Origin of the sequence: Shewanella nanhaiensis, from assembly GCF_019457885.1 — a bacterium.
Lineage (GTDB): Bacteria > Pseudomonadota > Gammaproteobacteria > Enterobacterales > Shewanellaceae > Shewanella > Shewanella nanhaiensis.
In genome coordinates this window covers 328,405-340,857 of the sequence record NZ_JAHZST010000001.1, presented here as the reverse complement: position 1 = coordinate 340,857, position 12,453 = coordinate 328,405, and the positions used below count along the sequence as shown (strand labels likewise).

Below are 12,453 nucleotides of genomic sequence, written 5' to 3'. Positions count from 1 at the left end.
TGGTTGCGACACAAAAATTACATTCAAGGGGATGACATGAACAAATCTGAACTAATCGAGAAAATCGCTTCTGGTGCTGACATTTCTAAAGCCGCTGCTGGCCGTGCATTAGATTCTTTCATTGAAGCAGTTACTGACGGCTTAAAAGATGGCGATAAGATTTCTCTTGTTGGTTTTGGTACTTTCGAAGTGCGTCAACGCGCAGAGCGTACTGGTCGCAACCCACAAACGGGTGCTGAGATCAAGATCGCTGCAGCTAACATTCCTGCATTCAAAGCAGGTAAAGCTCTGAAAGACGCTGTAAACTAAGATAGTTTTTAGCCTTTTTGTAAGAGGCTTCATACTTTATTTAAAGCTTCTTATAGAGATAAAAGCACTGCTTATAGCAGTGCTTTTATAAATAGTTAAGTATGATAGGGTTCTGTTGAGTAAAACACTCTGCTAAACCTTAATGTTTACGAAAAGGCGCATCTCGAACACCGTGATGCGCCTTTTTATTTTTTTATCGCAACGAGCGAGATATCCAATGTTAGAGAAGATTCGCGAAGGCTCACAGGGCGTGATTGCAAAAAGCATTCTGGTTCTAGTGATACTTTCCTTTGCATTTACTGGCGTGAGTAGCTATTTAGGTTCATCGACAGAGGCTGCTGTAGCTACTGTTAACGGTGAAGAGATCAGTGAATCAGCTTTGGAACAGGCCTATCAAAGTGAACGTGCTCGTTTAGAGCAGCAATTAGGCGAGATGTATGAAGCACTGGCCGCTGATGACAGTTATTTAGCCAGCGTAAAACAGAGTGTTTTAGAGCGCCTTGTTGCTGAAAAACTTCTGGATCAGAGCGCGACTGAACTTGGTTTGCGTGTGTCTGATGAACAGATTAGAACGGCAATTATGACTGAGCCTGCATTTCAAACTGATGGAAAGTTTGATAATGATAGATATCAAGCGATCCTTCGTCAGTTAGGCTACCAAGCCAACTCATTCAAAGACATGATGCGTACCGATATGACCCGTCGTCAGTTGGTTGCTTCTTTGGTTGGTTCTGAGTTTGTGTTGCCTGGTGAAGCCGATTACCTCGCTGGAATTCAAGGGCAAACACGCGATATTCGTTATCATGTTATTGATGCCACTCCTTATATCGATCAGGCTGTAGTATCTGATGAAGATGCTAAAGCTTTTTATGATGCCAATCTTGCTCAGTTCATGAGTCCAGAAACTCTTAGCCTTGAATATATTGAGCTTAATGCAAAAGATATGGCAAACGACGTTGTCGTGACCGATGAAGAGGCACAAACTTATTATGATGAGAATAAGCAGCAATATCTAAAGCCTGAAAAGCGTTTAGCTGCACATATTCTTATTAACTTAGGTGATGATGAGTCGGCGGCGAAAGCAAAAGCTGACGCTATCTATGCTAAGTTGCAGGCAGGTGAAGACTTCGCTGAACTGGCCAAAACCGAATCTGAAGATACCTTTAGCGGTGAGCAAGGTGGACAGCTGGATTGGTTTGAGAAAGGGGTTATGGAGCCAGAGTTCGATGAGGTACTTTTCTCTCTTTCAAATGGCGAATACTCAGCCGTAGTTAAGACAAGCTTTGGTTATCACATCATCAAGTTACTCGATCTACAGCCTGGTGCTGAAGCGCCATTTGAAGATGTAAAAGCTAAAATACTTGCCCAGCTTAAAGAGAAGCATGCTATCGATACGTATTTCGGTCTACAGCAAACGTTGGCAGATGTCAGTTACGAAGTACCTGATACGTTAAGTGAAGCGGCGAAAGAGTTAGGGGTTGAGGTCAAAACGACACCTGTATTTGCAAGAAACAGCGCGCCAGCTCCTTTCGATAAGCCTGATGTATTAAAAGCAGCTTTTTCAAACAGTGTTCTACTCGATGGTATGAACAGTGATGTGATTGAGGTTGATGCAAATCACGCTATGGTGATCCGTATTAAGTCTCACACGGCAGCTGGAACGGTTGCTTTTGATAAAGTGAAATCAGGTATTGTTCAGCGACTACAACAGGAACAAGCTAATGAGGTTGCTAGAGAGCAGGCTCAGGAGCTGATGACAGCTTTCCCTAGTACTGATGTTGAGTTTATCACTAAGATGAATGCAGGACGTTTTGAGCAAGATATTGATGGCGCTATCATCAACAAGGCGTTCCAGATGGCTCAGCCAGCAGACAGTGCTGTTGTTGATACTGTAGCCCTTGCTTCTGGTTATGCAGTGATTGTGCTTGATAAAGTCAATGCGGCTCAAGGCATCGATGAGAACATGCTAGGTGCGCTTAAACAGCGACTCAATGCCCAATACAGCGAAGGCAGTTACCGTGCCCTTATCGCAACGCTAAAAGCTAACGGTGAAGTGGTTTACTCGTCAGTACAATAGATTGAGTAGCACTAATCCATTAAAAAAGGTCAGCATCTGCTGACCTTTTTTGCACATGGCCCTATTTGTTGATAAATAAGGTTCCAGACATTTTTCGGCATCTCCTCCACGGTTCCAATAACGCTTTAGGGATCTCTTTGCTATTTCTAGCTTAATGACTAATGAAGTAAGGAAAGGGTAAGCGGAGCTGTGTGGCTTATCTTGTTTGAGCTGAGGACTATTATGAAGACTGGGTTAGGGGCCGGTTAGTGGGGGGAGATAATGCAATATACCTTTTAGTATATTGCATTTAAAAGCAATAACGCTTGTTATTGTTAATCTACAGCAACCATTACGTTGCTTGCCTTGATGATAGCGTAAGCGCTGCCACCAACAACAAGACCTAAACTTTCACATGATGCTTTAGTCACTACTGAAGTGATCTCTACACCTGGTGCAAGTTCAATAACCACTTCATTGTTCACAGAACCTTCAGCGATTGATTTGATTTTTCCGTTCAATGAATTGCGTGCACTAATTTTCATTTTTTATAACCTTTATTGGCATAATTAAGAAGCGCGGATTTTAGATTATTACTTTCAAATTAGGAATTTAAAATAAAAAAAATGCGCTACTTTTTGAAGTAACGCACCTTAGTTTTTATTTTGTACAGCTTATTTGGGTGTTTTTAAAACTGTTCAACGTCAAAGTTAACTTCTGGGTTAACATCGGCATCATAATCAACACCTGCGACACCAAAACCAAATAGCTTCAGAAACTCTTCCTTATACTCACGATAGTCGGTGAGCTCGCTTAAGTTTTCTGTTGTTACTGATGGCCACAAGTCACGGCAGTGCTGCTGGATCTCCTCTCGAAGCTCCCAATCGTCAAGGCGAAGACGGTTCGCATCGTCCACTTGAGGTGCTTGACCGTCTTCACGGTATAAGCGCTCTGCAAACATGCGGTTTATCTGCTCCATACAGCCTTCGTGTAGACCCTCTTCACGCATCTTCTTAAACACCATTGCGATATACAGAGGCATCACTGGGATAGCAGAGCTTGCTTGGGTGACGACGCTCTTGAGTACTGCAACATTAGCGCTACCACCTGTTGTAGATAGCTTCTCATCCAGTGCTTTAGCTGCGCGATCTAGATCCATTTTGGCTTTACCAAGCGCGCCATGCCAGTAGATAGGCCAAGTGAGTTCGGTACCGATATAGCTGTAAGCGACAGTTTTACAGCCGTCGGCCAGTACACCAGCATCAGATAGCGCCGCTAACCATAATTCCCAATCCTCTCCACCCATTACGGTGACAGTGTCTTGGATCTCTTGCTCGCTTGCAGGCTCAACACTGGTTTCAATAATTAGGTCTTTATTGGTATCTACGGCTGTTGCTGTGTAGGTTTCACCAATAGGCTTAAGTGATGAGCGAATAAGCTCACCAGAGTCTGGTAGCTTACGTACAGGAGAGGCAAGTGAGTAGACAACCATGTCGATTTGACCAAGGTCAGCTTTTATCAGATCGATCGCTTTCTGTTTAGCTTCATGGCTAAATGCATCACCATTGATGCTTTTAGAGTAAAGGCCATCTGCTTTTGCAAACTTGTCGAATGCGGCTGAGTTATACCAGCCTGCTGTGCCAGGCTTTTTCTCAGTGCCTGGCTTTTCAAAAAAGACACCAAGAGTTGCAGCGCCACTGCCAAAGGCGGCAGCAATACGTGAAGATAGACCATAGCCACTAGAAGAACCGATAACTAATACTTTTTTAGGGCCATTGGTAATCGGACCTTTTGCTTTAGTTGTATTGATCTGTTCGAGTACATTAGCTTCACAACCAACAGGGTGAGTGGTGGTACAGATAAAGCCACGTGTTTTAGGTTTGATTATCATTTTTCTGCTTCTCTTAAAAAAGTGACGATAGGATAATTAATCAAAGGGTAAAAGGCACTTTTTTTTGATTAAAAATCCTGAAATAGCGAGTGGTTGGAGCAGTTATACTATTAGCCCCGCTTATGGTTAAGTAGATCTTGCTCTTGAATAAGCCGTTGTGTGTATTCATGTTGTGGTGAATTAAACAGATCCTCTGTGGTGGCTTTTTCAACCATCTCACCCTTGTGTAATACCATTATTTTATCACTGAAATGTTTAATAATATTGAGGTTATGGGAAACAAAAATATAGGAAAGTCCCATCTCTTTTTGGAGTTTCAGTAGTAAATTAAGTATTTGTGAACGGACCGAAAGATCGAGTGCAGTTAAGGCCTCATCGGCAATGATTATTTTAGGGTTGAGCATAAGAGCCCGGGCAACAGCGACACGCTGTTTCATCCCCTCAGAGATCATATGAGGATAAAACTCCGCATGTTCAGGTAGTAACCCCACCTTTCTTAGTCTGTCTATTACCTGAGCTTTTCGCTCTTTGACGTCAAGACTGGTATTGAATTTAAGTGGCTCATCAAGCAGTTCACCTATGGTTAATCTGGGGTTTAGTGAGGTGTTAGGATCTTGGAAAATCATCCTGATTAACTTACATCTCTGCTTGAGGTTTCTTAACTCTAAGGCTTCTCCTTCAAATAAGATATCGCCAGTTGTTCTATCCTCTGCGCCCACAAGAATACGCGCCAGTGTGCTTTTTCCTGAGCCAGCTTCGCCCACAACAGCTAAGGTCTCGCCTTTGTTTAAGACAAATGATACTGGGTGCAAGGCTTGATTATAGGTTCGCTTGAATCTTCTGTAGCCAGTATCAAAACGCTTACTTAACTCGTTAACTTGAAGGAGTGGAGTCGTCATTACATTGCTCTTCATGATACGGAAAATGGCATGCGAAATAGCGGTTCTTTTTGTGACATAAATTGGGCTTATTCACACATTTTTTTTGTGCTTCAGGACACCTAGGACCTAGCCGACATCCGATAGGGAGATGTTGTAAGGCTGGCGCCGATCCCGGTAGAGTAGGCATCATACTCTTGTGAGTCATGGTGCCTGAATAGTTTGGAATATTGTCCAAGAGTGTTTTTGTATAGGGGTGAAAAGGGCGCTCAACTATCTCAGATGTGGGGCCTGATTCCATTATCTGGCCACAATACATCACTGAGAGTTGATCGCACCACATAGAGAGTGTCTCTAACTCATGACTGATGAGCAGTATTGATACCCCCTGAAGTTGATTGAGTTTACTCAAGAGCCTGAAGATCTGGGCTTGAGTCTGTACTTCCATCGAGTTTGTTGGTTCATCTGCGATGAGTAAGCGGGGTTGATTGGCGACAGCCATCGCAATCATGACTTTCTGGCACTCACCTTCAGACAGTTCCCATGCATAGCTGGACATCACTCTGTCAGTGTTTTTAATGCCTACCTTGTGCAGCCATTTCTCGGCTGTTTGCTTTCTCTTTTTGCCTCTGCGCCAAAATGGAATATTCTGATGGGATGGCATCGCCTCAATGAGCTGATCGCCGATACTTATCACAGGATCTAGGCTACTCGATGGGTCTTGAAATATCATGGATATCTCGCCCCCCATTAAGTTACGGCGCTGTTTTGGACTCATCTCCAGTAGATTACGCCCATCCCACATCATACGGTCGGCAGTAATGCTCCAGTTATGTCCGGGGATCCCTAAAATAGCGCGAGCCAGTAGGCTACGGCCTGATCCTGATTCACCAACGAGTCCATGTACCTCAGCTGGATTAATAGTTAGGCTGACTCGTTCAAGGGCTTTAACACGACCGTGAGGGGTGTCGAGCTCTATGGTTAAGTTTCTTATATCGAGTAAAGGCATAATGTTAAGAGTTAGTTATTGATCGGCGACAGTGCCGACCGTAAGCCGTCACCGACTAAATTAATCGCAAGAACGCTACATAGAATGGCCACACCTGGAATTGTCACAGTCCAAGGCGCAGTTAAAATATTATCCATTCCCTGAGACACCATAGCGCCCCACTCAGGACTCGGTGCTTGAGCCCCTAAATTTAGAAAGCCTAGCGCAGCAATATCCAATATCGCCGCAGAGATCCCTAATGTGGTTTGGATGATAACCGTATCCCAGACATTAGGCATGATGACATACCAAAATATCTGAATGGGGTTAGCGCCATCAAGTTTTGCCGCTTTGACATACTCTTTTTGAAGCTCTTCATGTATCGCTTGATGTATGGCACGGACAAACTGAGGGGTGAGTGCGATCCCCACCGCCCAAAATACATTATTAAGGCCCGGCCCCATAACAGCCACAACTAAGATGGCCATTAACAGAGAGGGAATAGAGAGTAAAGCATCGAGCAGATGGCTCAAAATACTCGACTTTAGCCCCTTCATCATGCCGGAGATTGAACCTATGATGAAACCAAGTACCAGTGAGGTCAATACAATTGCCAATGCCACACCGAAGGTGAGGTGGGCGCCATGGAGTAGCCGGCTAAAGATATCCCTACCTAGATCATCCGTTCCAAGAAAATGTTCGACTGTTCCTGCAGGATCCCAAGATGGCGCTAGAAGTAGCGCATGGGGATCTTGGTGTTCAGGTGAGTAGGGCGCAATAAACGGGCCAAAGACTGCCAGTAACAGGAAACCCACAACAGCCCATAAACCTGCAAATGCAAAGGGGTTATCTGCAAAAGTATGCCAGATCTTGAGCATGGGGGAGGGGATCTCATCTCCCTGATAGATCTTAATTTGAGGCATAAAGTTCTTTCCTGCTCAAGGGGTTCATGGTCGTGTGTAAGACTTCTATCATAATGCTTAAGAAGATGATGATTAATGCCACGGCAAGCACACCTCCTTGTATTGCGGTGTAGTCACGTTGATAAATCCCCGAAACTAACCAAGCGCCCACACCAGGCCATGAGAAGATCACCTCTACCACAATGGCGTAGCTGGCAAATGTGCCTAGCATTAACCCTAGGTTTTTTATCACAGGGATCAATGCATTGGGCAGAGCATGACGCAGGACAATTCGTGAGGTGTGTAATCCTCTGGCCTCTGCAGCTTTAATATAGGTTTGCTCCATAATGGAAATCATGGCGGCACGGGTGATCCTAACTACAACCGTAAAGGGCAAGACAGCCAGTGTCACTGCGGGCAAAATAATGTGCAGCAGGGCATCAAGAAAAGCCGAGGTGCTGTAGGGAGAGCTGGATATTAAGGTATCAATAAGAATAAAGCCGGTGACGGGTTCTATCTCATAGAGCAGATTTAGCCTACCTGAAATAGGTAGCCAGCCCAACTGAACGCCAAACCACAAGGAGAGGGTGAGCCCGAGCCAGAACACTGGGATAGAGTAGCCCGTTAATGTGATGGCCATGATGGTATGTTGAGTGACTTTATGTCGACTAAGCGATGCCAAAATCCCAAGTGGTAAACCAAATGCCAGTGCTAAAAAACCTGCTACAGCTGCTAGCTCAAATGAGGCAGGTAATACTGAGGCTAATTCATCTGCAACAGGTCGCTGTGAGGTGGCTGAGATACCAAGGTTTCCGCCAAGTCTTTGCTGCAGGTAAGCGATAAATTGATTGAATTTACCACTGTTTAATTTGTAGTCCGCTTCTATTTGGGCTATCTGCTCAGCACTTGGAGACTGAATTCCGGTGAGGGCGAACCTCTGCTCAACGGGGAACTGACTGGTGACAATAAACAGAACGGCAAACAGAACCAATGAGGTCGCAAGAAAGAGGTTGAGTCTTCTTAAAAGATAACGGGCCATTATTGTAATGCCTCTTCTTGTGTTGTTGTGGTTTCGCTTGTCTCTGTACCGGTAAATGAGATCCCACCAAATGGGGTCAATTTCATCTCATTGACACCTTTATGCTTAAAGGCGAGTTTAGTTGCGTGAGCGAGGGGCAACATGGGAAGTTTTGAGGCAAAAATGGCTTCAGCGGCTTGATAGAAATTTTTTCGCTCCTCCCTATCCGTCGTTGCCCGCGCTTGAGCTAAGATTAGGTCCAGATCAGGGTGACACCAACGGGAGCGATTACTACTGGATGTGACAGATGCACAGCTCAAAATAGGGGTGAAGAAGTTGTCAGGATCGCTATTATCTGCGGTCCAGCCAATGAGCACAGAATCATAATCACGTTGGCTTAGCTTTTGATTAAATACACTCCAGTCATAACTGATGATATTCACTTCTACATCGATATTGGCCAGATCGGCTTGGATTAACTCTGCAGCTTTTAGGGCATTAGGGTTATAAATTCGGGCAACAGGCATCGCCCAAATATCGATGGTTAGCTCAGTGATCCCCGCCTCTTTGAGTAAACGTCTCGCTTCTTGAGGATCATAATTGATAATGGGCTTATTTTCCGAATACGCCCAAGACATGGGAGGCAGAAGTCCTGTCGCCTTAACTGCTGTTTTTTGATACACGGCGCGCAGAATATTTTCTCTATCGACGGCATGGGCCAAGGCGCGCCTGACTCTCATGTCGTCGAAAGGAGGTTTTTGGGTATTAAAAGCCCAAAAAGCGACGTTAAAACCAGGTTGAGAATCTATCTCTAACTCATCATGAGCCAAAACAACCTCAAGCTCTCCGGCTTTAGGTAGCGCCGATACGCTGCAATCACCTGTGATAAGTTTTGCTAACCTAGAGGTACTCTTAGGAGTGATATCAAAGACCAGCAGCTCTGATTTTGGCAAGGCTCGCCAATACTGCTCATTTCTGTGGTAACGAATATACTCATTCTTAACATATTTGTTGAGTTGAAATGGCCCAGTGCCAATAGGCAACCTATCTATTTGCGCTTTCTGTTCGCGTTTTGCCAGTACTTCTGCATATTCCTGTGAAAGGATCACGGCAAAACCTGAAGCGAGATTAGAGAGGAATGAAGCATCTGGGGTGTTTAGGTGAAAAGCGACTTCATTATCGGATATTTTTTCGATTTGGTTGATCTGCTTGTCAAAGCCGATACTTTGAAAAAAGGGGTAACCCGTTTTGGAAACAAGGTGAAAAGGGTGCAGAGGATCGATAATGCGATTAAAAGAAAATAGCACATCATCGGCATTAAAATACCGTGTAGGTGTAAAGGTGCTAGATTGGTGAAAACTGACGTTGTCTCTTAGTGTGAACGTGTAGGTGAGCTCATCATCACTAATTTGCCATCTACTCGCTAATGAGGGGACAATTTGAGCAGATTTACCATCGTAATCGATTAGACTGCTATAGATCTGCTGTGATGTAGCGTCAACAGTGGTCCCAGAGGTCACTAACTGAGGATTAAAAGACTCTGGGTTTCCCTCAGAGCAATAGACCAAACCAGGCGGAACTTTTTTGGGCCCACACCCTGCTGCAAGTATCACCAAGCAAGTGAGTGTGGCGTATCCCGATAGACGCTTTATCAGCATTCTCATCAAATATTCATTTATTCTGGACTTAAGTGATCATTTTAACAGTGCTGCCAACAGATGAGCAATGTGCTTATGCTATAAAAGCCAATCACGCCTTATCCAATAGGTTATATTTCTTTAAAATACCTCTAAGTTGGTGATAACTTAACCCCAATAGCTCGGCAGTTTTCTTTTGATTGTATTGGCCAGCTTCCAGTGCTTGCTTAAGTAAGGTGATCTCTAAGCCTTCGCAATGTTCTTTAAAGTCGATGGGAAACAGAGGAGGTAATGTTGAGCATGTTTGTGGTGTGTTGGTACTGGGCTCAGATTTTACGCCATTAGCTTCAACACTTGCTGTTGGCTGCTGCCTCTCTATGGTTTTCACTCTTTTAGTTGGACGATAGGGAGAAGCGAAAGGATCGAGAATGATATTTTCGATTGCCGAATCAGAGTCTGCATTACGATAAACACTTCGCTCAACCACGTTTTTCAGTTCACGAATATTACCAGGCCACGCATAGTCCGTCAGTTGCTGCATCGCATTAGGGCTGAAACCTTCAAACAGTTCAAGTTTAAGCTGTCTAGCCATGCCGATGGCAAAATATTCGGCCAATGGTTTGATATCTTCGGTACGGTGTCTCAATGGTGGCAAGGTGATCACATCGAAAGCTAAGCGGTCGAGTAGATCTGCACGAAATTCACCGGCCTCAGCTAAAGAGGGCAGATCTTCATTGGCAGCACAGATAAGTCTGACATCTGTTTGTACGGTTTTACTGCCGCCAACTCGCTCAAACTCACCATATTCAATGACACGAAGTAGCTTCTCTTGGATTAAACCTGAGGTATTGGCGAGCTCATCAAGAAACAGGGTACCGCCATTGGCACGCTCAAAACGGCCTTCATGTTTTTTACTCGCGCCGGTAAATGCACCAGCATCGTGGCCAAAAAGTTCACTTTCGAGTAAGTTTTCACTTAGGGAGGAGCAGTTGAGCTTAATAAAATTTTGATCCCAACGCTTAGATAAATAGTGCAGACGCTCTGCGATTAGCTCTTTACCTGTACCGCGTTCCCCAATAATAAGCACAGGCTTAGAAAGAGGTGCAATTTGAGAGACATGCTCCAATACTTCTAATAGAGCATTCGATTGACCGATAAGATTATCTTGCTGAAATTGATTTGCCACAGTAAGTTTTAGTCTTTCACGCTAATAGTTGGTGAAAATAATAATAAGTCCCCCTGTTAATAAAAGAAAGAAAAAGTTAATATATTGCTTAAGTTATTGTATTTTATAAATTATGAAAAGTTGGCACAGAAAGTGAATTACTATCTACGAAACCAACATTAATTTTGAGGACAGTATTATGGGAATTTTCTCTCGCTTCGCAGATATCATTAATTCAAACATCAGCTCACTACTTGATAAGGCTGAAGATCCAGAAAAAATGGTACGTCTGATTATTCAAGAGATGGAAGACACTTTGGTGGAGGTTCGTTCTACTTCAGCTAAGGTACTCGCTGAGAAAAAAGAGCTACTTCGTCGTATCGCTAAAGTACAGGAGCAAGTTCAAGATTGGCAGAGCAAAGCTGAGCTAGCCTTATCAAAAGATCGTGAAGATTTGGCAAAAGCAGCGTTAATTGAAAAGCAGAAAGCCACTGAGTTGGCTGCAACATTAACTCAAGAGTTAGTGGTTGTTGAGGAGCAGATCACCCGTCTTAAAGATGAGGTTAACTTGCTACAGGAGAAGTTAGCTGATGCTAAGGCTCGTCAAAAGACTATCATTATGCGCAAGCAGACTGCGAGTTCACGTTTAGAGGTGAAGAAGCAACTTGATTCGAGCAAGATTGATAATGCGATGAACAAGTTTGAGCAGTATGAGCGTCGTGTTGAAAGCTTAGAGTCTCAAGTGGATGCTTATGACTTAGGCAACCAGAAAAATCTGAATGATGAGTTTGCCGCTTTAGAAGCTGAGGATTCAGTATCTGCTGAGCTTGAAGCCTTAAAAGCTAAAGTGAGTGCTAACAAATCAAAAGCGAAAACAAAAACAAAATAGTAACCATTCAGAGGTGAGTTATGAACATGGATATTTTAATGGCCCCAATTATTATCTTTCTAATATTTGTGGCTCCCATATGGCTGATACTTCACTATCGTAGTAAGCGTCAAGTGAGCCAGGGACTTACTGAAGAAGAGTATACACAGTTAAATGAGCTAATCACGAGAGCTGATAAAATGGCTCAACGTATTGAAACATTGGAAGCGATTTTAGACACAGAAGCCCCTCAATGGAGGACGCGTGATGAGTAACCGTCAGGTTACAACATCACTGCAAAACCCAAACGTTGAAACGCAACATAATTGGAGGAATGAAAATGAGTAAAGCAGATGGCCGCACCCTATATCGTATCCCCCAGTCAGGTAAAGTTGCCGGTGTCTGTGCAGGAATAGCCGACTACTTTAATTTCGAAACTTGGCTGGTCCGTGTCGCAGCTGCATCGATTTTCCTTTTAGGGGGAGGCGGTCCAGTATTATTCATCTACATCTTATTGTGGGTAATATTGGATGCGAAACCCGGTACTGAGAAGTCAGATGCGAAAGTGAAAAAAGATATCGAGATTAAGAAGAAGGTTTGGCAAGCGGGAGAGCCTGCAAAGATGGCACTTCGTGATGTGAGTGAAAACTTTAGAGCGCTAGAAACTAGACTTCAAAAGTTGGAACGCCACGTTACATCTGATAACTTCGATCTTAAACAAGAGATCAATAATCTTTAATC

13 protein-coding genes are annotated in these 12,453 nt (G+C 43.8%); 5 read left to right on the top strand and 8 right to left on the bottom strand.

The window, feature by feature from the left end:
* Positions 1-21 precede the first annotated feature (21 nt).
* Both hbs and K0625_RS01345 read left to right on the top strand, forming a co-directional pair.
* On the top strand, positions 22-309 hold the full coding sequence (gene hbs / locus K0625_RS01350; RefSeq protein WP_181950463.1) for a non-specific DNA-binding protein Hbs: 288 nt from the start codon (positions 22-24) through the stop codon (positions 307-309).
* A 217-nt stretch (positions 310-526) separates the two neighbouring features.
* Entirely contained in the window at positions 527-2,386 is a 1,860-nt protein-coding gene (locus K0625_RS01345; RefSeq protein WP_220108011.1) for a SurA N-terminal domain-containing protein, read from the top strand.
* A gap of 314 nt (positions 2,387-2,700) precedes the next feature.
* Here K0625_RS01345 and K0625_RS01340 read toward each other — a convergent pair whose 3' ends face one another.
* The 8 genes from K0625_RS01340 to pspF form a co-directional block, all read right to left on the bottom strand.
* Positions 2,701-2,910, bottom strand: a complete 210-nt coding sequence (locus K0625_RS01340) for a TOBE domain-containing protein (RefSeq protein ID WP_012325715.1) — start codon at positions 2,908-2,910, stop codon at positions 2,701-2,703.
* Between the two features lie 143 nt (positions 2,911-3,053).
* Positions 3,054-4,256 (bottom strand): enoyl-ACP reductase FabV, encoded by a 1,203-nt coding sequence (gene fabV, locus K0625_RS01335; RefSeq protein WP_220108010.1) that lies wholly within the window; start codon positions 4,254-4,256, stop codon positions 3,054-3,056.
* Between the two features lie 110 nt (positions 4,257-4,366).
* On the bottom strand, positions 4,367-5,155 hold the full coding sequence (locus tag K0625_RS01330; protein ID WP_220108009.1) for a peptide ABC transporter ATP-binding protein: 789 nt from the start codon (positions 5,153-5,155) through the stop codon (positions 4,367-4,369).
* Complete coding sequence (locus K0625_RS01325) at positions 5,130-6,143, bottom strand: peptide ABC transporter ATP-binding protein (RefSeq protein WP_220108008.1); 1,014 nt, start codon at positions 6,141-6,143, stop codon at positions 5,130-5,132. The genes K0625_RS01330 and K0625_RS01325 overlap by 26 nt, the downstream gene beginning before the upstream one ends.
* A gap of 11 nt (positions 6,144-6,154) precedes the next feature.
* Positions 6,155-7,045, bottom strand: coding sequence for an ABC transporter permease subunit (locus K0625_RS01320; RefSeq protein WP_220108007.1), 891 nt, complete (start codon positions 7,043-7,045; stop codon positions 6,155-6,157).
* Positions 7,032-8,063, bottom strand: coding sequence for an ABC transporter permease (locus K0625_RS01315; protein WP_220108006.1), 1,032 nt, complete (start codon positions 8,061-8,063; stop codon positions 7,032-7,034). Before K0625_RS01315 ends, K0625_RS01320 begins: the two co-directional genes overlap by 14 nt.
* Positions 8,063-9,706, bottom strand: coding sequence for an ABC transporter substrate-binding protein (locus tag K0625_RS01310; RefSeq protein WP_220108005.1), 1,644 nt, complete (start codon positions 9,704-9,706; stop codon positions 8,063-8,065). Before K0625_RS01310 ends, K0625_RS01315 begins: the two co-directional genes overlap by 1 nt.
* 85 nt (positions 9,707-9,791) lie before the next feature.
* The gene (gene pspF, locus K0625_RS01305) at positions 9,792-10,865 is read right to left on the bottom strand and encodes a phage shock protein operon transcriptional activator (protein WP_220108004.1); all 1,074 of its coding nucleotides are present in this window, start codon (positions 10,863-10,865) and stop codon (positions 9,792-9,794) included.
* A 178-nt stretch (positions 10,866-11,043) separates the two neighbouring features.
* Between pspF and pspA the strand changes: the two genes are divergently transcribed.
* From pspA to pspC, 3 genes are all read left to right on the top strand, one after another.
* Positions 11,044-11,733 (top strand): phage shock protein PspA, encoded by a 690-nt coding sequence (pspA, locus tag K0625_RS01300; RefSeq protein ID WP_012325707.1) that lies wholly within the window; start codon positions 11,044-11,046, stop codon positions 11,731-11,733.
* A gap of 20 nt (positions 11,734-11,753) precedes the next feature.
* On the top strand, positions 11,754-11,987 hold the full coding sequence (pspB, locus tag K0625_RS01295; RefSeq protein WP_220108003.1) for an envelope stress response membrane protein PspB: 234 nt from the start codon (positions 11,754-11,756) through the stop codon (positions 11,985-11,987).
* A 65-nt stretch (positions 11,988-12,052) separates the two neighbouring features.
* Complete coding sequence (gene pspC / locus K0625_RS01290; RefSeq protein WP_012325705.1) at positions 12,053-12,451, top strand: envelope stress response membrane protein PspC; 399 nt, start codon at positions 12,053-12,055, stop codon at positions 12,449-12,451.
* Positions 12,452-12,453: the final 2 nt, after the last annotated feature.